Raw genomic sequence first — 21,655 nt, 5'->3', positions numbered from 1 at the left:
CGCCCGCCGTGGCGGCGCGGCTGCTTCTCAACTGCCGTGGGCAGGCGTTCCGCAGGGCGATGGGGGTCCCCCCGCTCGAGCGAAGCCGAGAGTGGGGGAGGGTGGGCACCGCCGACAGCGCCGGGCACCTGAAAATTGACCTCGCCCCTGCCGACGCAAGCACCCCAACCCCACCCCACCACACAAGTCACACCAACCTCACCAACCTCCACGGCCTGCCCCAAGTGGGAGCGTTAACGTACGGTTGACGCATGACGAGCATCGGTGGCGCTGCTTCTTCTGGGATGGTCGACTGGAATCTCGCGGTGGCGACCGCGACCCGGCTCGTGCGGCCGGGGCCCGAGGTGAGCCGCGACGAGGCCCGGGTCATCGTCGCGGAGCTGCGGCGGCACGCGAAGGCCTCGGAGGAACACGTCCGGGGCTTCACTCGTATGGGGACCGACGCCGTACACGACACCCCCGTTCTGGTGGTGGACCGCCCCGGCTGGGTGAAGGCCAACGTCGCCGGGTTCCGGGAACTCCTCAAGCCGTTGCTCGACAAGATGCAGGAGCGGCGGGCCGGCACCCCCGGCGGTGCGGTCCTCGGCGCGGTCGGCGGCAAGGTCACCGGCGTGGAGCTCGGCATGCTCCTGTCGTTCCTGTCGTCCCGGGTCCTCGGCCAGTACGAGACCTTCGCCCCCTCCTCCCGCGACCTCCCGGCGGACGAGAACGGCGGCGGCCGACTGCTGCTCGTCGCCCCGAACATCGTGCACGTGGAGCGCGAACTCGACGTACAGCCCCACGACTTCCGCCTGTGGGTGTGCCTGCACGAGGAGACGCACCGCACCCAGTTCACGGCCGTGCCCTGGCTGCGCGCCCATCTGGAGGGCGAGATCCAGTCGTTCCTCTCGGAGACCGACGTCGACCCGATGACCGTCCTCGAACGCATCCGGGACGCCGCCCAGTCCCTCGCCGGCGGCCGCCCCGAGGCCGAGGAGGACGACGGCGGACGGTCGTTCGTCGAACTGGTGCAGACCCCCGCCCAGCGCGAGATCCTCGGCCGGCTCACCGCCGTCATGTCCCTCCTGGAGGGCCACGCCGACTTCGTCATGGACGGCGTCGGACCCGCCGTCGTGCCGACCGTCGCCGAGATCCGCGAGAAGTTCCAGCAGCGGCGCGCCAAGGGCGCCTCCCGGCTCGACATGACCCTGCGCAAGCTGCTCGGCCTGGACGCCAAACTCCGTCAGTACCGGGACGGCGAACGCTTCGTGCGGGCCGTCGTCGACCAGGTCGGCATGGACGGCTTCAACCGGGTGTGGACCTCCCCGAACACCCTGCCGACCAAGGCGGAGATCGCCAAACCGGCGGACTGGGTCGCGCGGGTGCACCGCAAGGCCGAGTCGTGAACCAGCGGATGTGTGGTGAACCGAAACCGGCCGACGGCAGGCGAACGCCCCTCCAATCACCCGTCCGAGGGACCGTGAGCGATGGGTAGGCGTGCGATGCTCGGGGAACGGCCCGTTTCTGTCACCATCTACACACTCTGAGTGACCGGTCTCGGGTTCACCCCCCGAAAACTTCATGAAGGGAACCGGACATGGGTCCCCATCCTGCGGTCGCGGCGATACGCCTGGCGGTCCGCCGCGTCCTCCACGACATCCTCACCGACCACAGCAGCCACACCGGCCGCAGCCCCCACAGTCGTGCCACCGGCGAACGCGCCGGTGAACGCGTCGGCGGGCGCATCGGCGCGCGCCGCGCGCGCCCCGGCGGCGGCATCCAGGCGATCCCGGGCATCCCGGAGATCCCGGAGCAGACACCGAACGAGCGGCCCCCCTCCCCGCTCGTCCTCGTCGCGTGCTCCGGCGGCGCCGACTCCATGGCGCTCGCCTCCGCCCTCGCCTTCGAAGCCCCCAAGCTCGGCATCCGCGCGGGCGGCATCACCGTCGACCACGGCCTGCAGCCCGGCTCCGACCTGCGCGCTGACGAGGTCGTCCTGCGCCTGCGCGAACTGGGCCTCGACCCGGTCGAGTCCATCACCGTGACCGTCGGCCGCGACGGCGGACCCGAAGCCGCCGCCCGCGACGCCCGCTACGCCGCCCTGGACGCCGCCCTCGAACGGCACGGCGGCACCGCGATCCTGCTCGGCCACACCAGAGACGACCAGGCCGAAACCGTCCTGCTCGGCCTCGCCCGCGGCTCCGGCATCCGCTCCCTGTCCGGAATGGCCGCGGTCTCGGGGGCCGACGGCCGTTACCGGCGCCCGTTCCTCCAGCTGGACCGGCAGACCGCCCGCAAGGCCTGCATGGTCCAGGCCCTCCCCGTCTGGGACGATCCTCACAACGCGGACCCGGCCTACACCCGCTCCCGGCTCCGCCACGAGGGCCTGCCGGCCCTGGAGAAGGCCCTCGGCAAGGGCGTCGTCGAGGCGCTCGCCCGCACCGCCCAGCTCTCCCGCGACGACGCCGACGCCCTCGACACCTGGGCCAGCCAGGCCGAGGCCTCCGTACGGGATGCGGCGGGCCTGCTGGAGTGCGCCAAGCTCTACGCCCTGCCCCCCGCGGTCCGCCGCCGGATCCTGCGCCGGGCCGCCATCGAGGCGGGCGCACCGGCCGGTTCGCTGTTCGCCCGGCACATCGAGGAAGTCGACCGCCTGATCACCGGCTGGCGCGGCCAGGGGGCCATCAATCTCCCCGGCAAAGTCGTCGCCCAGCGTCAGGGTGGCAGACTGGTGATTCGGCAAGGCTGAATCCCGACCTCGCGGAGAGCTCCTCGGTGCTCCTGCGAAGGGCCGGGTAGGCCGGTGGGACGACCGACCGAAAGTGATGCGGGTGGACGCGAAAGACATGGGTGCCGACCTCCAGCAGGTGCTCATCACCAAGGAAGAGATCGACGCGAAGCTGGCCGAGCTGGCCGCGAAGATCGACGCGGAGTACGCGGGCAAGGACCTGCTCATCGTCGGCGTCCTCAAGGGCGCCGTGATGGTCATGGCGGACCTCGCCCGGGCGCTGTCCACCCCCGTCACCATGGACTGGATGGCCGTGTCGTCGTACGGCGCGGGCACCCAGTCCTCCGGTGTGGTGCGGATCCTCAAGGACCTCGACACCGACATCAAGGGCCGGCACGTCCTGATCGTCGAGGACATCATCGACTCGGGCCTGACCCTGTCCTGGCTGATCAACAACCTCGGCTCCCGCGAGCCCGAGACCCTGAAGATCTGCACCCTGCTGCGCAAGCCGGACGCGGCCAAGGTCGCCATCGACGTCGAGTGGGTCGGCTTCGACATCCCCAACGAGTTCGTCGTCGGCTACGGCCTCGACTACGCCGAGAAGTACCGCAACCTCCCGTTCGTCGGTACGCTCGCGCCTCACGTCTACGGCGGCTGACCCCCCGGCTGATACGCCGGAGGGTCCACTTACGTAAGACGATCGGGAACCCCAGCGGGTTTCGCGCCGTTGGAGCATGCAGAGACGGGTTTCACCAGTCGTCCGAGCAGCTTCGTACGGCTTCGGGCGACAATGCTGGGGTACCGTCAGAAGAACTGTCTTATCAAACTCACTATGGCAGGAGGGACGGGGCGACATCGCTCCGTATGGATGGACGTGAAGCGATACTTCCGTGGGCCGGTCATGTGGATCGTGCTGGCCGTCCTTGCCGTGGTCGTGTTGATGCAGGTCGTCGGCTCGTCCGGCGGCTACAAGACGGTGGACACCGGCCAGGTCGTGGCGGCGATCAATGACAACAAGGTGGAATCGGCCAAGCTGACCACCGGTGACGAGCAGACCATCAAGGTCACGCTCAAGAACGGCGAGAAGGTCGACGGCAGCTCGAAGATCCAGGCGAGCTACATCGGCGACCAGGGCGTCACCATCGCCAACACGCTGCAGACCAAGTACCAGGACAAGCAGATCCCCGACGGCTACACCGTCGCGCCGACCAAGCAGAACGCGTTCGTCAGCGTCCTGCTCTCCCTGCTGCCCTTCGTCCTCATCGTGGTCGTCTTCCTGTTCCTGATGAACCAGATGCAGGGCGGCGGCTCCCGGGTCATGAACTTCGGCAAGTCCAAGGCGAAGCTCATTACCAAGGACACCCCGAAGACGACGTTCGCGGACGTCGCGGGCTGCGACGAGGCCGTCGAGGAACTCCACGAGATCAAGGAGTTCCTGCAGGAGCCGGCCAAGTTCCAGGCCGTCGGCGCCAAGATCCCCAAGGGTGTGCTCCTCTACGGCCGCCCCGGCACCGGCAAGACGCTGCTCGCGCGTGCCGTCGCCGGCGAGGCAGGGGTCCCCTTCTACTCGATCTCCGGTTCCGACTTCGTCGAGATGTTCGTCGGTGTCGGTGCCTCCCGAGTGCGTGACCTCTTCGAGCAGGCCAAGGCGAACGCCCCGGCGATCGTCTTCGTCGACGAGATCGACGCGGTCGGCCGCCACCGCGGCGCCGGCCTCGGCGGCGGTCACGACGAGCGCGAGCAGACGCTGAACCAGCTGCTCGTCGAGATGGACGGCTTCGACGTCAAGGGCGGTGTGATCCTCATCGCCGCGACGAACCGGCCCGACATCCTCGACCCGGCGCTGCTGCGTCCCGGCCGTTTCGACCGCCAGATCGCGGTCGACCCGCCGGACCTGCAGGGCCGTCTGGAGATCCTCAAGGTCCACCAGAAGGGCAAGCCGGTCGCGCCCGACGTCGACCTCGCGGCGGTCGCCCGCCGCACGCCGGGCTTCACCGGCGCGGACCTGTCGAACGTGCTGAACGAGGCGGCGCTGCTCACGGCCCGCAGCGACCGCAAGCTCATCGACAACCAGATGCTCGACGAGGCGATCGACCGCGTGGTCGCGGGCCCGCAGAAGCGGACCCGGATCATGTCGGACAAGGAGAAGAAGATCACCGCGTACCACGAGGGCGGACACGCCCTGGTCGCGGCGGCTTCCCCCAACTCCGACCCGGTCCACAAGATCACGATCCTGTCCCGGGGCCGCGCCCTCGGCTACACGATGGTCCTGCCGGACGAGGACAAGTACTCGACCACGCGCAACGAGATGCTCGACCAGCTGGCCTACATGCTGGGCGGCCGCGCGGCCGAGGAACTGGTCTTCCACGACCCGACCACCGGCGCAGCCAACGACATCGAGAAGGCCACGGCCACCGCTCGCGCGATGGTCACGCAGTACGGCATGACCGAGCGTCTCGGCGCGATCAAGTTCGGCGGCGACAACACCGAGCCCTTCCTCGGCCGTGAGATGTCCCACCAGCGCGACTACTCGGAAGAGGTCGCCGCCCTGGTGGACGAGGAAGTCAAGAAGCTCATCGAGAACGCGCACAACGAGGCCTGGGAGATCCTGGTCGAGAACCGCGACGTCCTCGACAACCTCGTTCTCCAGCTGCTGGAGAAGGAGACCCTGGGCAAGGAGGAGATCGCCGAGATCTTCGCGGCGCTCCACAAGCGGCCCGCGCGCCCCGCGTGGACCGGTTCCTCCCGCCGTACGCCGTCCACCCGCCCGCCGGTGCTCTCCCCGAGGGAGCTCGCACTGACCAACGGGGCGAACGGCGCGACGCCGGCGATCAGCACCGCCAAGTCCACGGCGGCCGAGCCCGCCGCGGCGGTCGAGAAGGCCCCCGAGGACCGACCCGAGAGCTGAGTCACACCGGCCTCGCCTGGCTCGGAATGGATGCCGCGCCCCCCAGGTTCTAGCCTGGGGGGCGCGGCATTTCGGTATGCCCGCAGATGAGGCGCGCGGCCCACACGCGCCGACCCGAAGGAACGAGGCACCCCAGATGACCGACCCCGTGACCCTGGACGGCGAGGGAACCATCGGCGAGTTCGACGAGAAACGCGCCGAGAACGCCGTACGCGAACTCCTCATCGCGGTCGGCGAGGACCCGGACCGGGAAGGCCTCAGGGAGACACCGGCACGGGTGGCGCGGGCCTATCGCGAGCTGCTGGCCGGGAACCACCAGGAACCGGAAGAGGTCCTGACGACGACCTTCGATCTCGGCCACGACGAGATGGTCCTGGTCAAGGACATCGAGATCGTGTCCCTGTGCGAGCACCACATGCTGCCGTTCCACGGTGTGGCCCATGTCGGCTACATCCCGGCGGAGACCGGCAAGATCACGGGTCTGTCGAAGCTCGCACGCCTGGTCGAGGTGTTCGCTCGCCGCCTGCAGGTGCAGGAACGACTCACCACGCAGATCGCGGACTCGCTCATGCGGATCCTCGAGGCTCGGGGCGTGATCGTCGTGGTCGAGGCCGAACACATGTGCATGTCGGTGCGCGGGATCCGCAAGCCGGGTGCCAAGACGACGACGTCGGCGGTCCGCGGCCAGCTCAGGGACGCCACGACCCGCGCCGAGGCGATGAGCCTGATACTGGCGCGCTGACGACCCGGCGGAGAAGCGGGGCTCACGCCACCGGCTCGGCCCCGCTGTGGTTGTTGTCGTCGTCCTCCGGGAGCTTGCACACGCGTTCCAGGAAGAGGGCCGCCGCTATGACGGCGATGCCGGCGACGACGGAGAAGGCCGCGTAGAGGGCCTGGTCGCGGCGGGTGGGGAGGTCGAGGAGCTCCAGGAGGAAGACGCCCGTGCCGCCGTACATGCCGGCGACGAGGGCCGCGACCAGGGCGCTGGCCTGGCCGAAGACGACCGCGCGGGCGGCCATCAGGGGGTCGACGCCCTTCGCGCCGGGGCGGCGCTCGCGCTGGGCCTTGAGGCGGGCGCGCAGCGAGAGCGCCGTGGAGAGCAGGACCACGGCGATCAGTGCGAGGACGATCGGGGCGGCCACCGGCACGCTCGGCAGGGTCCCCACCGCGTTCCACAGACGGGCGCCCGCCCAGGACAGCACTCCGGCCACCACGAAGACGCCGGCCAGCACCCTGATCCGCAGCTCTTTCACTGTTTTCCTTCAGCTCCCCCGCAGCGATGTGGTCGTCTCGACCTTAACGACTACTCGGGCAGTCGGAGTTCCAGGTCCCCGCGTGCTTCCACACCGTGCCGGGTGACGGCGGCCAGCAGCTCCGCGACCGTGCCGCGGCCGGGCACCAGGGCCTCGGGGTCGATGTCGTACCAGGGCGCGAGCACGAAGGCACGCTCGTGGGCGCGCGGGTGCGGGAGGGTGAGCTGCGGGTCGTCGGAGACGACGTCGGCGTACGCGACGATGTCGACGTCGAGGGTGCGCGGCCCCCAGCGTTCGTCCCGCACCCGGTTGAACGCCTCCTCGACGGCGTGTGCCCGCTCCAGCAGGGAGGACGGCGGGAGGGTGGTCTTCAGGACCACGACCGCGTTGAAGTACGTCGGCTGGCTGCCGGGCTCGACGCCCCACGGCTCCGTCTCGTACACCGGAGACACGGCCTTGATGCGGACGCCGGGGGTGTCCTCCAGAGCGTCGATGGCGCCCTGGAGGGTCTCCAGGCGGTTGCCGAGGTTGGAGCCGAGGGCGACCACGGCGCGTCTGGGGTTGGACAGGGTGGTGTCGGCGGCGTCGACCTGCGCCACGACGGAGGCGGGCACCGGCTGGACGGTCGGGTCGCTGGGACCCCGCAGGGAGGATGCGGTCATACTCGGCTCCGGGTGATGGTGACGGTGACGTCGTCGAAGGGGACGGTGATGGGCGCGTCCGGCTTGTGGACCTGGACCTCGACCTCTCTTACCCCCTCGTGCTTGAGGCAGACCTGGGCGATCCGCTCGGCGAGCGTCTCGATCAGGTTCACCGGCTCCCCCTCGACCACGGCGACGACCTCCTCGGCCACGACGCCGTAGTGCACGGTCTTCGCCAGGTCGTCGTCGGCCGCCGCCGGCCGGGTGTCCAGGCCAAGGACGAGGTCCACGATGAAGGTCTGGCCCTCCTCGCGCTCCTTGGGGAAGACACCGTGGTGCCCGCGGGCCCTCAGGCCGCGCAGCGCGACACGATCCACGCGAATCACTCCTGCAATCGTCGGTGTGCGGCCGGGCGGCATCGCGTGCGTGCGACGGACCGGCCACCCATGAATCTACCTGCGGGCACTGACAGAGCCGGGGTACAGGGGCCGGGCGGCCGCCCGGGTGCGGCAGGGTTCATCGCGTGTTTCCCCCGGAGAACCCGGCGGCTCATGGGCCGGTGGCCCTGGCTACTCGCGAGTTCGTGATTCCAGCCACTTCTTGGTCCGTGAGGGGCCTGGAAGGGTGTGGCGTGCTCAGGAGGGCGTCTCGTCGTCCTCGTCCTCGTCGGCCTCGGACAGCACCGGGGAGGCGTGGTGGGACCAGAGTTTCCAGCCGTCCCGGGTGCGCCGGAACACGTTCGTGGCGACGACGAGCTGTCCGACCAGCGGGCCGAGCTCCTGGCCGCCCTCGGGGGCGGGACCGCCGCTGAGGATGTTCTCCGTGCAGGTCACCAGGGCGGTGTCGCCGGTGACGGAGACGTGCACGTCGGTGAGGAAGAACTGGATGTAGTCGGTGTTCGCCATGATCAGCGCGTACGACCGCAGGACCTCGCCGCGGCCGGTCAGCACCGGCCAGCCCGGGTGCACGCAGGAGATCACGCCGCTGTCGGCCGGGTCGTGGTACTCCTCGTCGACGCCCAGGTCGGCGGGGGTGAGCCAGAGGGCGGAGACCGCCTCGAAGTCGCCGTTCTCCAGTGCCTCGTAGAAGGCGGTGTTGGCCGCCTCGACCTGCTCGACGTCGGTGTGGGGGGCGCTCACCGGGCTCCTTCTGCGCGGTGGGGGAGGTTCGCCGTGGCCTGCGTGGCCTGTGCGCCCGGTGCGTCCGTTCCGGTGCGTGCCTCCTCCATGGCGCGCGCGACCCGTACCGCGTCCGCGGTGGCGCGTACCTCGTGGACGCGCACCGCCCATGCGCCGGCGTGCGCCGCGAGCGCCGAGACGGCGGCCGTCGCCGCGTCGCGCTCCCGGGCCGGCGGGGGCGCCCCCTCGGGGCCGGCCAGGACCCGGCCGAGGAACCGCTTGCGGGAGGCGGCGACGAGCAGCGGGTGGCCCAGGGCGTGCAGCCGGTCGAGGTGGGCGAGCAGCGTCAGGTCGTGCTCGGAGTTCTTGGAGAAGCCGAGTCCGGGGTCGACCACGATGCGGTCGGGGGAGATGCCGCCGGCCAGGACGGCGTCCACGCGCGCGTGCAGTTCGTCGAGGACCTCGGTGACGACGTCGCCGTACACGCCCTTGACGTTGGCGCCGCCCTCCATGAAGCCGCGCCAGTGCATGACGACGAAGGGGGCGCCGGAGTCGGCGACGACGGGGATCATGTCGGGGTCGGCGAGGCCGCCGCTGACGTCGTTGACGAGGGCGGCGCCCGCGGCGAGGGCCTGTGCGGCGACGGAGGCGCGCACGGTGTCGACGGAGACGACGACGCCTTCGGCGGCGAGGCCGCGGACGACGGGGATGACCCGGCGCAGTTCCTCGTCCTCGTCGACGCGGGTGGCGCCCGGGCGGGTGGACTCGCCGCCGACGTCGACCAGGTCGGCGCCCTCGGCGACGAGGACGAGGCCGTGCTTGACGGCGGCCGTCGTGTCGAACCAGCGGCCGCCGTCGGAGAAGGAGTCGGGGGTGACGTTCACGACCCCCATGACCGCGCACCGGTCCCATGCCGGAAGCCCTGCCACCTGGCCACGTCCGCTGTGGTTGCTCATACGTTCAGCGTAGGCCCAGGGCCCCGCGGCCAGCCCCGGTGGCCCGAGCGGCGCCCCCGGGCCGGAGGGGGCGGGGCGGCCGCTCGGGCCGGTCATGGGGTCAGGCGGCGCGTACACCCTGTTCGGCGACGCTGTGGGCGCACGGGCGGGCGGCGGCGGGCCGGCGGCGCAGGAAGCGGGGGAGCGGCAGGGCGAGGCTGACGAAGCCCTCGGCCTGCATGGCGGCGAGGCCGATGCGCGGGAGGTCGCCGGAGGCCCGGTAGACCACGAAGCGCGGCTCCCAGCGGGGCTGGAACTTGGCGTTGAACTTGTACAGGGACTCGATCTGGAACCAGCGGGAGAGGAAGACGAGCAGTCCGCGCCAGGCGCGCAGCACCGGTCCGGCGCCGATCTTCTCGCCGCGGGCGAGCGCCGAGCGGAACATCGCGAAGTTGAGCGAGATCCGGGTGATGCCGAGCTTCGGGGCCGCCTGGAGGGCGGCCACGATGAGCAGTTCGTTCATGCCGGGGTCGGCGGAGCGGTCGCGGCGCATCAGGTCGAGCGAGACGCCGTCGGTGCCCCAGGGCACGAAGTGCAGGATCGCCTTGAGATCGCCGTACTGGCCGGGCTGCTCGTCGGTCTTGTGGGCGGTGGCGATGAGGCAGTCGCCGTCGGCGGGGTCGCCGATGCGGCCCAGTGCCATGGAGAAGCCACGTTCGGTGTCGGTGCCGCGCCAGTCCTCCGCCGCCCGGCGGATGCGGTCCAGTTCGGCCTCGCCGAGGTCACGGATGCGCCGTACCCGGGTTTCGTAGCCGGCCCGCTCGATGCGCTTGACCATCTGGCGCACGTTGCGCATCGCGCGTCCGGCGAGCGAGAAATCCGCCACGTCCACCACCGCCTCGTCGCCGAGTTCGAGGGCGTCCAGGCCGGTCTCGCGGGTCCACACCTCGCCGCCCGTCTCCGAGCAGCCCATGACGGCGGGGGTCCAGGAGTGGGCCTTGGCCTCGTCCATGAAGCGTTCGATGGCGCCGGGCCAGGCCTCGACGTCGCCGATCGGGTCGCCGCTGGCGAGCATGACGCCGGAGACGACGCGGTAGGTGACCGCGGCCTTGCCGCTGGGGGAGAAGACGACCGCCTTGTCGCGGCGGAGCGCGAAGTGGCCGAGGGAGTCGCGGGCGCCGTGCTTCTCCAGGAGGGCGCGCAGCTGGGCCTCGTCCTCCTCGGTGAGGTGTGCGGCGGGGTGTTCGGGGCGGAAGGCCAGGTAGATGGTGGTGACGGCGGTGATCAGGCCGAGGGCGCCGAGGGAGAAGGCGACCGTCCAGGAGGTGGAGCCCTCGTAGTCGACGGGGCCCTCGAAGCCGAACAGGCCGTACAGGACGTGGGTGATGCGGTCGGCCAGGCTCGGGTCGCCGATGGTGCGCTTGGGGTGGGCGCTCACGATGACCAGGCCGAGGGCGAGCGAACCGGCACTCATGAGCACGAAGTTGGTGAGCGCCCGCCACCGGCTGCGCGGGTCGGGCAGCGCCTTGAACTCGTCGCGGTGGATCACGAGCGGCACGAACAGGGCCAGTGAGATCAGCGCGCCGATGACCGAGTGCCGGTACACGAACTGCGAGATCGCGCCGGCCGGCAGCAGCGCGACCGCGGCCCGCCACGCCCGCCGCTTGCGCCGCTTGAGCCCGTGGGCGAGCAGCAGCAACAGCACGCCGACGCTGAGCGAGAGCGCGGCGGCGAACGGGCCGAGCGAGCCGGGCAGTACCTCGGCCATGGCGTGCATACGGCTGTGACGGAAGCGCGGGAAGACGCCCGCCGCAATGTCCAGGACGCCCACGACCGCGCACGCCCTGCCGACCAGAGCGGGGACGGCCTCAGGGCGCGGGCCACGGACTATGCGCCGCGCCCGGCTTGATCGGCTCGGAACCTCACCCGACATTTCCCCATCTATCCTGACAGACATCGCATCCCGTAGTTCTGCGAGAGACCTTGAATCCGGGCCCGATTCGGGCATCCGGCGACATTGCGCCCTCTAGGACGGTGTCTCGGGGGGAGAGGTTCACTCCCCATCGGAAAGCCGGTTCAAAGGCCAGGGAAAGCCCGGGGCAAGCCTCGCTGAAAGCGGTGGTGGTCACGGGGGAAAGCGCAGGCAGGAAGCACCTCATGGGTCTCACGAGCAATAAGTTGCTGGCATTGGTGATCTTGTTCGCCGTACTGCTGTTCGTAGGCACGGTGTGGCTGTGGCCACGGCTGGGCCGCCGGAACTGGCGGGCCGTCAGTGGTCGCGTCGGTCTTCTGCTGGCCACCCAGTTGGCACTCTTCGCGTGCGTCGGGATAGCGGTCAACCAGGCCTTCGGTTTCTACGCGAGCTGGGGGGACCTGCTCGGCACGGAAACCGACCAGGGCGTCGTCGTCGACCATGCGTCCGGCCCGGTCCGGGTGGTGTCCACGTCAGCGGTGCACGGCATGGGCGGCTCGCTGCCCCGGACGGCCGGTCAGATCCAGCAGGTCGGCATAGCCGGCCGTACCACCCACATCGTCACGCCCGCGTACGTGTACCTGCCGCCGGAGTACTTCCAGCCGCAGTACCGCACGCGCGCGTTCCCGGTGGTGGTGGTCCTCAGCGGCTATCCCGGCACCGCGCGGGCGCTGGTCGACAAGCTGCACTACCCGCGCACGGCACAGCACCTGGTCCGGGCCGGGCGGATGCGGCCGACGATCCTGGTGATGCTGCGGCCCACCGTCGCACCGCCCAGGGACACCGAGTGCGTGGACGTCCCGCGCGGTCCGCAGACCGAGACCTTCTTCGCCAAGGACCTGCCCGACGCCGTACGCGCGCACTACCGGGCGGCCGGGAAGCCGGGCGGCTGGGGGATCGTCGGCGACTCGACGGGCGGGTACTGCGCGCTCAAGCTCGCGATGCACCACCCCGGCGTGTACGGGGCCGGGGCCGGGCTCTCCCCGTCGTACAAGGCGCCGCTCGACGCCACGACCGGCGACCTCTTCCAGGGCGACCGGAATCTCCAGAACCGTGCGGACCTCTGGTGGTTCCTGAAGCACGAGCCCGCCCCGGACACCTCCCTGCTGGTCACCAGCAGCAAAGTCGGGGAAACGAACTACAAGGCCACGCTGAAATTCATCGCGTCCGTCGAGGCCGTGAAGCCGACCCGGATCTCGTCGATCATCCTCGACAGCGGCGGCCACAACTTCAATACCTGGCGCCGCGAGATCCCCGCGACGCTCGAGTGGATCAGCGGCCGATTGAGCGACCGCTGAGTCCCGGCCCTGCCGATACCGTGTGAAGACTTCGTTGTCGCTGTGTTTTTACGGCCCGGGGCACCACGATTCGCCTACGCGCGGTAAGTTTCTGGCCATGCCACGTGGACGCCACCGTCATTCACCGCCCCTGCACAGGCTGTTGCCTCCCTCGGCGATCGCCGGTGTCTCCCTCGTCTGCGCTCTGGGCCCCTGGTTGTTCTCCCAACCGACGGTGCTGCGCACCCTGGCCGCGATAGCCGCGGCCACCGCGGCCGTCGGTGCCGCCGTCATGCGGCGCTGGGACAGCGAGGCGGGCAAGCAGGTGGCCGACCTGTCACGCGCGCGTGCGAGCGACGAGTGGCGCCACGAGGAGCGGATCGCCGAGCTGGAGACCGACCTGGAGGAGTCGCGGGAGCTGCGCGCCAAGCTGGAGCAGCGGCTGCGCGCCAAGCGGTCGGAGCTGGCGGGGCTGCGCAACGAGCACGCGTCCCTGCTGCGCCGCTACGCCACGGCCGAGACCGAGCGCGCGAGCGCCCTGGAGGGCCGGCGCCTGCTGGAGATCGAGGCCACCGCGCCGTCGAACGAGCTCCCGGCCGCCCGCAGCGCGGACGAGGCGGACGAGGCGGAGGAGTCCACGGCGGCCGTCGACGAGAAGGCCGAGGAGCTGGAGGAGCTGACGGTCGAGGGGACGACTCCCGCGATCTTCTCGCCCGAGGGTTCCAAGCTGTTCCTGCGGGCCAAGGTGGCATTGGCCCGGTTCGACGAGAAGGACACCCCGGCGGCCGAGGCCGACGCGGACACCGAGGGCGCCGAGAGCACGGCGGAGACGGCCGCCGAGCCCGCGGCCCCGAAGAGCGAGAGCGCGCCGGAGGACGAGGCGCAGGGGCAGCCCGAGGCGGCCGACGGGCACACGCACGCGGCCGCCGCCACCACGGACGGTCCGGAGGACACCACTCCGGAGCCGGCCGAGCAGGAGGCCCGCCCCACGACGGCACCGTCCGCCAACTCCGTGAAGCCCTCGGGCCACTTCACGGTGCCGACCGCGGTGGCGGTCCTGCCGGCCGCGCCGATGCCGCGCCCGCTGGTCACCGGCGGCTTCGACTTCTTCGGCACCCAGAAGGGCGCGTCGGCGGGCGGCCTGGACGCCATGCACAACGAGGACCTCGCGGACGTCGTCGGCCAGGAGGCGCTCGCGCTCCACAAGACCGAGGCCGAGGCCGAGTTCAAGCCCGCCGACGCGCAGGCGCGGGGCGTCGGCCAGGTCATCGACCTGACCGCGCACGACGAGACCGAGCAGATCAACCTCGGCGGCCTGCGCAGCGCCGCGTCCTGAACACGCGGCGGTTCCGAGCCGAGCCGGGGACGGTCGGTGGTCGGGTGCGGCGCCGTCGTGGCCGGTCGCGCAGTTCCCCGCGCCCCTGAAGGGCGCTCACCGCGCCGACCTGCTTTTAGGGGCGCGGGGAACTGCGCGACCAGCCCCCACTCACCCGCACCCGACCACCGACCGGTCCGGCCGTCAGGCCATCCAGCGGTCCGGGCGCGCGGTCCGGCGCCCCGTCCGTGACCGCTCGGCCTGCTCCCGCAGCAGCGACCCGGCCTCCCCGGCGCCCCGCAGACGGGCTGTGACGGTCTTGTCGGCCCCCGTGTCCACATGCACGTCCGCGAGCCGCCACAGCCGCCCCCAGGGCCCCTGGGTCAGCCGTACGCTCTGTACCTTGGCGTGCGGGACGAGCGCGAGGCGCCGGCGCAGCAGCCCGTGCCGGGCCGCGAACACCGCGTCCGTGACCGCGAGCCCGTACCCGCGCCACCACAGCGGCACGCACCACCGGGCCCGCCCCGGCGGCCGCAGCAGCTCCCCGGGCACGGTGGCGCCGGGCAGCACGCGCGCGACCACCGACTCGGCGACCGCGCGCGGGGCGACCGGCACCAGCACGGAGTTCGCCGACCCGGCCACGTCCAGCTCCACTCGCACCCAGCGCAGCGGCCGCCACATCAGCGGCTCCACGATCCGCACGGTCTGCACCCGGCCCGGCGGCACCGTCTCGTGCGTGCGGTCGAGGAGCCCGTGGTCGATGCGCAGCCCGTCCGGGGACTCCCCGACCGTCCAGTCGTACTCCCCGACGAACCGCCCCACGCTGGTCGTGGCCGCCGCGCCGAGCAGCGGCACGGCGGTGGCGAGGACCGTCCACACGCTGTGGGTGGTCAGCCAGAGGAACGGCGGGGCGACGAGGGCGGCGGCCAGCGAGCCCCAGGTGGCACCCGTCAGCAGGATCGAGATCGCGAGCTTGCCCGGGGGCACGCGCATCAGCTCGTGCGAGGGTGCCTCGCCGACCTCGCGCGCCGTCTCGGGCGCGAACCCGGCGGCGCGCGCGAGCAGCTCCGCGCGGAGCCGACGCGCCTCACCCTGCCCCAGAAAGGCCAGTTCGTCCTTCTTGTCGGTGCCGACGACGTCTATGCGCAGCTTGGCGACGCCCGCCACGCGCGCGAGGAGCGGCTGGGTGACGTCGACGGCCTGGATCCGCTCCAGCCGGATGTGCGCGGTGCGCCGGAACAGCAGGCCGGTACGTATCCGAAGTTCGCTGTCGGTCACCGCGAAGTACGTGAACCACCAGGTCAGGAAGCCGTAGAGGGCTCCCGCCGTGACCAGGACGGCGAGCCCGCCCAGGAACATGGTCGTGGTCAGCTTCGTCAGCTGCTCCTGTGCCTGGTTCGGGTCGTGCACCGCCCAGCCGGTGAGCACCGCGACCGGCGCCCACGCCCGCCGGAACGGCGTCACCGGGTGCAGCCGCCGCTCACCCACGGCCTTGCCCGCGGTCTGGCCCGTGTCTATGGCGCCCTCGACGCCCGGGGCGGTCACAGCCCCGCCGATCGGGCCTCGCCGAGCTCGGTGAGCCGGTCGCGCAGCCGTTCCGCCTCGGCCGGGTCGAGCCCGGGGATCGTCGCGTCGGTGGCCGCGGCCGCGGTGTGCAGCTGCACGCTGGCGAGCCCGAAGTACCGCTCGACCGGCCCCGAGGTCACCTCCACCAGCTGCATCCGCCCGTACGGCACCACGGTCTCCTCGCGCCACAGCACCCCGCGGCTGATCAGCAGGTCGTCGGCGCGCTCGGCGTACCGCCAGGAGCGCCAGTTGCGGCCCAGCAGCACCCAGCCCCAGGCCAGCAGGGCCAGCGGCAGCAGCGCGAAGGCCGCCCACACCGGGCCCGCGAGCAGGCCCGTCAGCAGTCCCACGGCGAGGGCGAGCAGCCCCAGCCACACCACCAGCAGCAGCCGGCGCATCCGCAGCAGCCCCGGCGGCAGCCCTGTCCACTCCGGCTCGGTCCCCGTCGTCTCGGCACCGGCCGCGCTCCCCGTCTCCATAGGGCCAGCGTACGTAGGGGAGACTGGGTCCATGACGCCTACGACGGAGACCACGGTCGGGATCGGCGGCGCCGCGGAGAGCACCGACATGGTGCTCAACATCGGCCCCCAGCACCCCTCCACGCACGGCGTGCTGCGGCTGAAGCTCGTGCTGGACGGCGAGCGGATCGTCTCCGCGGAGCCGGTGATCGGCTATATGCACCGCGGCGCGGAGAAGCTCTTCGAAGCGCGCGACTACCGGCAGATCATCATGCTCGCCAACCGCCACGACTGGCTGTCGGCCTTCTCCAACGAGCTGGGCGTGGTCCTCGCCGTGGAGCGCATGCTGGGCATGGAGGTGCCCGTCCGCGCGGTGTGGACGCGCACCCTGCTCGCCGAGCTGAACCGGGTCCTCAACCACCTGATGTTCCTCGGCTCGTACCCGCTGGAGCTGGGCGGGATCACCCCGGTCTTCTACGCGTTCCGCGAGCGCGAGGTGCTGCAGAACGTCATGGAGGAGGTCTCCGGCGGGCGCATGCACTACATGTTCAACCGGGTCGGCGGCCTCAAGGAGGACCTGCCGGCCGGCTGGGCCGCACGCGCGCGTGGCGCCGTCTCCGCCGTGCGCTCCCGCATGGACGTCTTCGACGACCTGGTCCTCGGCAACGAGATCTTCCGCGGCCGCACCCGGGGCGTGGGCGCCCTCGCGCCGGAGGCCGTGCACGCGTACGGCGTGAGCGGCCCCATCGCGCGCGCCTCGGGCGTCGACTTCGACCTGCGCCGCGACGAGCCCTACCTGGCCTACGGCGAGCTCCAGGACACCCTCAGGGTGGTCACCCGGACCGAGGGCGACTGCCTGGCCCGCTTCGAGTGCCTCCTGGAGCAGACGCACATCGCCCTGGACCTGGCCGACGCCTGCCTGGACCGGCTCGCCGACCTGCCGCCGGGACCGATCAACCAGCGGCTCCCCAAGGTCCTCAAGGCGCCCGAGGGCCACACCTACGCCTGGACCGAGAACCCCCTCGGCATCAACGGCTACTACCTCGTCAGCAAGGGCGAGAAGACCCCGTACCGGCTGAAGCTGCGCTCGGCGTCGTACAACAACATCCAGGCCCTGACCGAACTGCTGCCGGGGACGCTGGTGGCGGACATGGTCGCGATCCTCGGGTCGATGTTCTTCGTGGTGGGGGACATCGACAAATAGGGCCGACGCGGCAGAGGGCCGGCGGCGTACAGGGCCGACGGCACCTGGGGCGGGCGGCTAGAGCAACGGGTTCTCGATGCCCACCGGCTGGAGCAGCCAGCCGAAGTCGCCCAGCCCGCCGGGGGCGGTGAGTTCGGCGGCCTCTCCGGCGATCGACAGGGCGCGCACATAGGCCGTGGGGTGCGTGGAGGCGAGCGTGAGCGGGGGGCGTGCGCCGATCAGGCCCAGGGCGCGCAGGGCGTCGCGTTGCGTGCACAGGAGCGCCTCGGGGAGCCTCAGCGCCGGGTCGAGCGCCGCGCAGGCGTCCAGCGCGACGTGCGCCGTGATGTCGCACGACCCGTCCGGCACGGGCGCCGTCCCGCGCCCCTCCCGGAAGCCGGTGAGCGTCCCGAACGGGGGGCGCGCGGCCACGGTGTGCGCGTAGTCCACGGCCACCGCGAGCCCTCGCTGGAGGCTGGTGACGGCGGTCGCCCACGCCTGGTCCCGGGGCAGCCCGATCTCCGCGCGCAGCCCCGGCTCGCCACCCAGCGGCCACCACCGCGCGAGCCACTCCGCCTCCGCGCCCGACACCGCCCGCCCCAGCAGTTCTCCGCCGTCGCGGCGGACCTGCACCAGCCTGGACACCCCGGCCGCGTCCACCTCGGCGACCTCGACCGGCACGTTGTCCAGCCACTCGTTGGCGAAGAGCAGGCCGGTGACCGTGCGCGGGAGTTCGGTCAGCCAGGTGATCCGGTCGGGAAGGCCCGGCGGGCGGTCGGCGAGTTCGACGGCGTACGCACGCACGCGTGGCGCCACGTCGGCGGGCAGGGCCGCGAGCACGCCGGTGACCAGCTCGCCCCGGCCGGCACCCATGTCGACGAAGTCCAGCGTCCCGGGGCGGCCCAGGGCCTCGTCGACCCGGCACAGCAGCTCGGCCACGGCCTCGGCGAACAGCCGCGAGGCGTGCACCGACGTACGGAAGTGCCTGGCCGGGCCCTCCGGGCGGCGGTAGAAGCCGCCGGGGCCGTACAGGGCCGCCTCGGTGGCCGCCCGCCAGCCACGGGCGTCCTCGGCCGTCTCTCGCGTCGCCTCATCCGTCACCGGGCCAGACTAGGCGCACAGGTGATCACCTTCTCCACCTTGCGGAGTACGCGTGCGGAACAGGGATCGGCCCTCCGGTTGACCCCTGCACCTATCACGCTTCCCTACTCTGGGTTACGTGCAGCGCCTCTATGACTTCCTCCGCAGGCACCCGACATGGGTCGACAGCTTCTGGGCCGTCGCCCTGCTCGGGATCTCCGGCGCGAGCATCTGGAAGCTCGGCGGGAACGAGGGGCACCACGGACCCAGGGCCGCCATGCTGGCCGTGTCCGTCGTGATGAGCGTCGTCGTCGCGCTGCGCCGCCGCTACCCGGAGCCGATGCTGCTGCTGGCCGCGGCCACCGGCCTGGCCCAGCTGGTGCTGGACGTGGAGACGACCGTCGCCAACTTCGCCATGCTGGTGATCGTCTGCACGAACGCCGCCGTCGGCGCGCGCTGGGCGTCCCGGTTCGGTCTCTACGCCGGGCTGTGCGCGGCGCCCCTGGCGCAGATCAGGTGGCCGCAGCAGGAGGCGAGTTTCCCGGGGCACGTCGCGATCGTGCTGTTCCAGACGGTGCCGTTCGTGCTCGCCTGGGTGCTCGGCGACTCCATGCGCACCCGCCGCGCCTACTTCGCGCAGCTGGAGGAGCGGGCCGCGCGGCTGGAGAAGGAACGCGAGGCGCAGGCCAAGGTCGCGGTCGCCGCCGAGCGCGCCCGGATCGCGCGCGAGCTGCACGACGTGGTCGCGCACAACGTGTCCGTGATGGTGGTCCAGGCCGACGGCGCCGCCTACGTCCTCGACGCCGCCCCCGACCAGGCGAAGAAGGCCCTGGAGACGATCTCCTCGACCGGCCGCCAGGCCCTCGCCGAGATGCGCCGCCTGCTGGGCGTGCTGCGCACCGGCGAGCACAAGGAGGTCGGCGAGTACGTCCCGCAGCCCGACGTCGAGCAGATCGACGACCTCGTCGAGCAGTGCCGCAGCTCCGGCCTGCCCGTCGACTTCAAGGTCGAGGGCACCCCGCGCCCGCTGCCCAGCGGTGTCGAGCTCACGGCGTACCGGATTGTGCAGGAGGCGCTGACCAACACCCGCAAGCACGGCGGCCCCAACACGGGCGCCAGCGTGCGGCTGGTCTACTTCGACGACGGACTCGGCCTGCTGGTCGAGGACGACGGCAAGGGCGCCCCGCACGAGATGTACGAGGACGGCGGCGCCGACGGTCAGGGCCACGGCCTGATCGGCATGCGCGAACGGGTCGGCATGGTGGGCGGCACCCTCGACGCGGGCCCCCGCCCTGGCGGAGGATTCCGCATCAGTGCCCTGCTGCCGCTCAAACCAGCGCATTGACGCGTACGCACGCCCTCGGTTGACACCTGTCACGCCCCCCGGCCGAACGGCCGAACAAGAAGCCGAACGGCCGAACAAGAAACGGAAGAGGACCCGATGACGATCCGCGTGATGCTCGTCGACGACCAGGTGCTGTTGCGCACCGGGTTCCGGATGGTGCTCGCGGCCCAGCCGGACATGGAGGTCGTCGCGGAGGCGGGCGACGGCGTCGAGGCCATCCAGGTGCTGAGGACCACCGCCGTGGACGTCGTCCTGATGGACGTGCGCATGCCCAAGCTGGACGGCGTGGAGGCCACCCGCCGTATCTGCGCGGAGCCCGACGCGCCCAAGGTGCTCATCCTGACCACCTTCGACCTCGACGAGTACGCCTTCTCGGGGCTGAAGGCGGGCGCCTCCGGCTTCATGCTCAAGGACGTGCCCCCGGGTGAGCTGCTGACCGCCATCCGCTCCGTGCACAGCGGCGACGCCGTCGTCGCGCCCTCCACCACCCGGCGTCTGCTCGACCGCTTCGCGCCGATGCTGCCCTCCGCCGGCAAGGAGCCCCGGCAGCAGGAACTGGACCGGCTCACCGAACGCGAGCGCGAGGTGATGGTGCTGGTCGCACAGGGCCTGTCGAACGGCGAGATCGCGAGCCGGCTGGTGCTGTCCGAGGCCACCGTGAAGACCCATGTGGGCCGCATCCTGACCAAGCTCGGGCTCCGCGACCGCGTGCAGGTGGTCGTGCTGGCCTACGAGACCGGGCTGGTGCGGGCGGGCGGCGGGCACCTGTGACGATGCGCCGCGGCTAGCGGAGCATCCCCTCCAGGAAGTCGCTGCCGAGCCGGGCGACGACCGTGACGTCCAGCTGGTGCAGCACGTAACGCCCGCGGCGGCGCGTCGTGACCAGGCCCGCCTTCTTGAGCACCCCCAGATGCCGGGAGACCTCCGGCGCCGACAGGCCGTGCACCTGCGCCAGCTCGCTGGTGGTGTGGGCGCTGCGCGCCAGCTGCCGGCACAGCCGCATCCGGACGGGATGGGACAGCGCCGCCATCCGCAGCGTCAGCTCCTCCACGGACGCGGGCGAGGCGAGCCCGGGCGAGCCGACCGGGTAGTGCAGCACCGGCTGCCAGCCGTAGCGGTGCAGGACCATCAGATGCGGCCGGCCCAGGCTGGTGGGCACCATCAGCAGGCCGTCGGCCGCCACGCGCGCGTGGCCGTCGGTGAGCTTGTCCACGGTGATCCGCGCGCCCGTTTCGTCGAGCGTCACGGCGGGGGAGACCGCCGCCAGCGCCTCGGCCAGCCCCTTGCGGCGCAGCAGCTCCGTCTTGTGCCGGGCGTCGGCCGCGAGCTGGTGGCGCAGCCGGGACCAGGCCTCGTCGAAGAACGCCTCGGCGCAGTCCGCCAGGAACCGGCGCAGCCAGGTACGTACGCTCGGCGGATCGTCGAGCAGCCGCCGGGCGAACCGGACCTGCCGCGGACCGCGCGAGGCGGCCACCTCCAGCGCCCGCCGACGCGCGGCGGGGTCCGAGAGCAGAGCCGGTACCTCGATGCCGTACGACAGCGCGCACGTGAACTCCAGCGCCGCGTCCACGAACTGTTCGTCCGACAGCCTGTCCAGCTGGTCCAGCTCCTCGGCCAGGGTGCCGCCCGGGACGGCGACCGGGACGGCCGCGTACGGCAGGAACAGGTCCGAGAACGTCGACCGCCACAGGAAGTCCGCGTCGCACATCCGGTCGGCCAGATGCGGCTCCATACGGGCGGTCACGCCGGTCACCCAGCCCTGCAGGCCGGGGTGGTGCCCCGGCTCGGACAGCGCGTGCAGCGCCATGCCGAGTTCGGCCAGCGGTGAGGGTACGGTGACGCGCTCGGGGCGCAGCCCGGCTATGTCGATACGTACGCTCATATGTCCATCGTGCCT

The 21,655-nt window shown here is 71.7% G+C and carries 20 protein-coding genes; 10 read left to right on the top strand and 10 right to left on the bottom strand.

The annotated features are described in order from the left end of the window. Nucleotides 1–251 precede the first annotated feature (251 nt). The 5 genes from ABZ887_RS10940 to folE all read left to right on the top strand — a co-directional run bounded on the left by ABZ887_RS10940 (nucleotide 252) and on the right by folE (nucleotide 6,357). Entirely contained in the window at nucleotides 252–1,385 is a 1,134-nt protein-coding gene (locus ABZ887_RS10940) for a zinc-dependent metalloprotease (protein ID WP_361285983.1), read from the top strand. Nucleotides 1,386–1,576: 191 nt separating this feature from the next. Further along, nucleotides 1,577–2,728, top strand: coding sequence for a tRNA lysidine(34) synthetase TilS (gene tilS, locus ABZ887_RS10935; RefSeq protein WP_361285980.1), 1,152 nt, complete (start codon nucleotides 1,577–1,579; stop codon nucleotides 2,726–2,728). 76 nt (nucleotides 2,729–2,804) lie between these two features. Beyond that, nucleotides 2,805–3,365 (top strand): hypoxanthine phosphoribosyltransferase, encoded by a 561-nt coding sequence (hpt, locus tag ABZ887_RS10930; protein WP_093500061.1) that lies wholly within the window; start codon nucleotides 2,805–2,807, stop codon nucleotides 3,363–3,365. Nucleotides 3,366–3,575: 210 nt separating this feature from the next. Next, the gene (gene ftsH, locus ABZ887_RS10925) at nucleotides 3,576–5,615 is read left to right on the top strand and encodes an ATP-dependent zinc metalloprotease FtsH (protein WP_361285977.1); all 2,040 of its coding nucleotides are present in this window, start codon (nucleotides 3,576–3,578) and stop codon (nucleotides 5,613–5,615) included. A gap of 136 nt (nucleotides 5,616–5,751) precedes the next feature. Next, on the top strand, nucleotides 5,752–6,357 hold the full coding sequence (gene folE / locus ABZ887_RS10920) for a GTP cyclohydrolase I FolE (RefSeq protein ID WP_361285974.1): 606 nt from the start codon (nucleotides 5,752–5,754) through the stop codon (nucleotides 6,355–6,357). 22 nt (nucleotides 6,358–6,379) lie between these two features. On the opposite strand, the gene ABZ887_RS10915 is transcribed toward folE, so the two are convergent. From ABZ887_RS10915 to ABZ887_RS10890, 6 genes are all read right to left on the bottom strand, one after another. Beyond that, complete coding sequence (locus ABZ887_RS10915) at nucleotides 6,380–6,868, bottom strand: DUF3180 domain-containing protein (RefSeq protein WP_361285971.1); 489 nt, start codon at nucleotides 6,866–6,868, stop codon at nucleotides 6,380–6,382. Between the two features lie 50 nt (nucleotides 6,869–6,918). Further along, entirely contained in the window at nucleotides 6,919–7,530 is a 612-nt protein-coding gene (gene folK / locus ABZ887_RS10910; protein ID WP_361285968.1) for a 2-amino-4-hydroxy-6-hydroxymethyldihydropteridine diphosphokinase, read from the bottom strand. Next, nucleotides 7,527–7,886, bottom strand: coding sequence for a dihydroneopterin aldolase (folB, locus tag ABZ887_RS10905; protein WP_217556024.1), 360 nt, complete (start codon nucleotides 7,884–7,886; stop codon nucleotides 7,527–7,529). Before folB ends, folK begins: the two co-directional genes overlap by 4 nt. 258 nt (nucleotides 7,887–8,144) lie before the next feature. Beyond that, nucleotides 8,145–8,648 carry a nuclear transport factor 2 family protein gene (locus tag ABZ887_RS10900; RefSeq protein ID WP_361285964.1) on the bottom strand — a complete coding sequence of 168 codons (504 nt, stop codon included), beginning with the start codon at nucleotides 8,646–8,648 and terminating at the stop codon, nucleotides 8,145–8,147. After that, nucleotides 8,645–9,583: a dihydropteroate synthase gene (folP, locus tag ABZ887_RS10895; RefSeq protein WP_361285961.1), complete on the bottom strand. Its 939-nt coding sequence runs from the start codon at nucleotides 9,581–9,583 to the stop codon at nucleotides 8,645–8,647. Before folP ends, ABZ887_RS10900 begins: the two co-directional genes overlap by 4 nt. A 100-nt stretch (nucleotides 9,584–9,683) precedes the next feature. After that, entirely contained in the window at nucleotides 9,684–11,495 is a 1,812-nt protein-coding gene (locus ABZ887_RS10890; RefSeq protein WP_361285958.1) for a phosphatidylglycerol lysyltransferase domain-containing protein, read from the bottom strand. A gap of 224 nt (nucleotides 11,496–11,719) precedes the next feature. On the opposite strand from ABZ887_RS10890, the gene ABZ887_RS10885 reads away from it, so the two are divergent. Then, nucleotides 11,720–12,832 carry an alpha/beta hydrolase-fold protein gene (locus ABZ887_RS10885; RefSeq protein ID WP_361285955.1) on the top strand — a complete coding sequence of 371 codons (1,113 nt, stop codon included), beginning with the start codon at nucleotides 11,720–11,722 and terminating at the stop codon, nucleotides 12,830–12,832. A gap of 97 nt (nucleotides 12,833–12,929) precedes the next feature. Next, entirely contained in the window at nucleotides 12,930–14,147 is a 1,218-nt protein-coding gene (locus ABZ887_RS10880) for a hypothetical protein (RefSeq protein WP_361285952.1), read from the top strand. A 183-nt stretch (nucleotides 14,148–14,330) separates the two neighbouring features. Here the strand turns inward: ABZ887_RS10880 and ABZ887_RS10875 are convergent, their stop codons facing one another. Beyond that, nucleotides 14,331–15,671, bottom strand: a complete 1,341-nt coding sequence (locus tag ABZ887_RS10875; protein WP_361285949.1) for a PH domain-containing protein — start codon at nucleotides 15,669–15,671, stop codon at nucleotides 14,331–14,333. Next, nucleotides 15,668–16,171, bottom strand: coding sequence for a PH domain-containing protein (locus tag ABZ887_RS10870; RefSeq protein ID WP_361285946.1), 504 nt, complete (start codon nucleotides 16,169–16,171; stop codon nucleotides 15,668–15,670). Before ABZ887_RS10870 ends, ABZ887_RS10875 begins: the two co-directional genes overlap by 4 nt. Before the next feature lie 31 nt (nucleotides 16,172–16,202). Here ABZ887_RS10870 and ABZ887_RS10865 point away from each other — a divergent pair, with 31 nt between their 5' ends. Next, entirely contained in the window at nucleotides 16,203–17,354 is a 1,152-nt protein-coding gene (locus ABZ887_RS10865; protein WP_361285943.1) for an NADH-quinone oxidoreductase subunit D, read from the top strand. Nucleotides 17,355–17,411: 57 nt separating this feature from the next. Here the strand turns inward: ABZ887_RS10865 and ABZ887_RS10860 are convergent, their stop codons facing one another. Beyond that, a complete protein-coding gene (locus ABZ887_RS10860; protein WP_361285940.1) occupies nucleotides 17,412–18,434 on the bottom strand; it encodes an SAM-dependent methyltransferase in 1,023 nt (340 codons plus the stop codon). Nucleotides 18,435–18,552: 118 nt separating this feature from the next. Between ABZ887_RS10860 and ABZ887_RS10855 the strand changes: the two genes are divergently transcribed. Together ABZ887_RS10855 and ABZ887_RS10850 are read left to right on the top strand one after the other, a co-directional pair. Continuing rightward, nucleotides 18,553–19,758, top strand: a complete 1,206-nt coding sequence (locus ABZ887_RS10855; RefSeq protein ID WP_361285937.1) for a sensor histidine kinase — start codon at nucleotides 18,553–18,555, stop codon at nucleotides 19,756–19,758. 96 nt (nucleotides 19,759–19,854) lie between these two features. Next, nucleotides 19,855–20,529 carry a response regulator transcription factor gene (locus tag ABZ887_RS10850; protein ID WP_361285933.1) on the top strand — a complete coding sequence of 225 codons (675 nt, stop codon included), beginning with the start codon at nucleotides 19,855–19,857 and terminating at the stop codon, nucleotides 20,527–20,529. A gap of 13 nt (nucleotides 20,530–20,542) precedes the next feature. On the opposite strand, the gene ABZ887_RS10845 is transcribed toward ABZ887_RS10850, so the two are convergent. Then, nucleotides 20,543–21,640, bottom strand: a complete 1,098-nt coding sequence (locus ABZ887_RS10845; protein ID WP_361285930.1) for a DUF5937 family protein — start codon at nucleotides 21,638–21,640, stop codon at nucleotides 20,543–20,545. Nucleotides 21,641–21,655 lie beyond the last annotated feature (15 nt).

Source organism: Streptomyces sp. NPDC047061, from assembly GCF_040643955.1.
In the GTDB taxonomy this organism is placed as follows: domain Bacteria; phylum Actinomycetota; class Actinomycetes; order Streptomycetales; family Streptomycetaceae; genus Streptomyces.
This window is presented reverse-complemented; position numbering and strand designations above follow the sequence as displayed.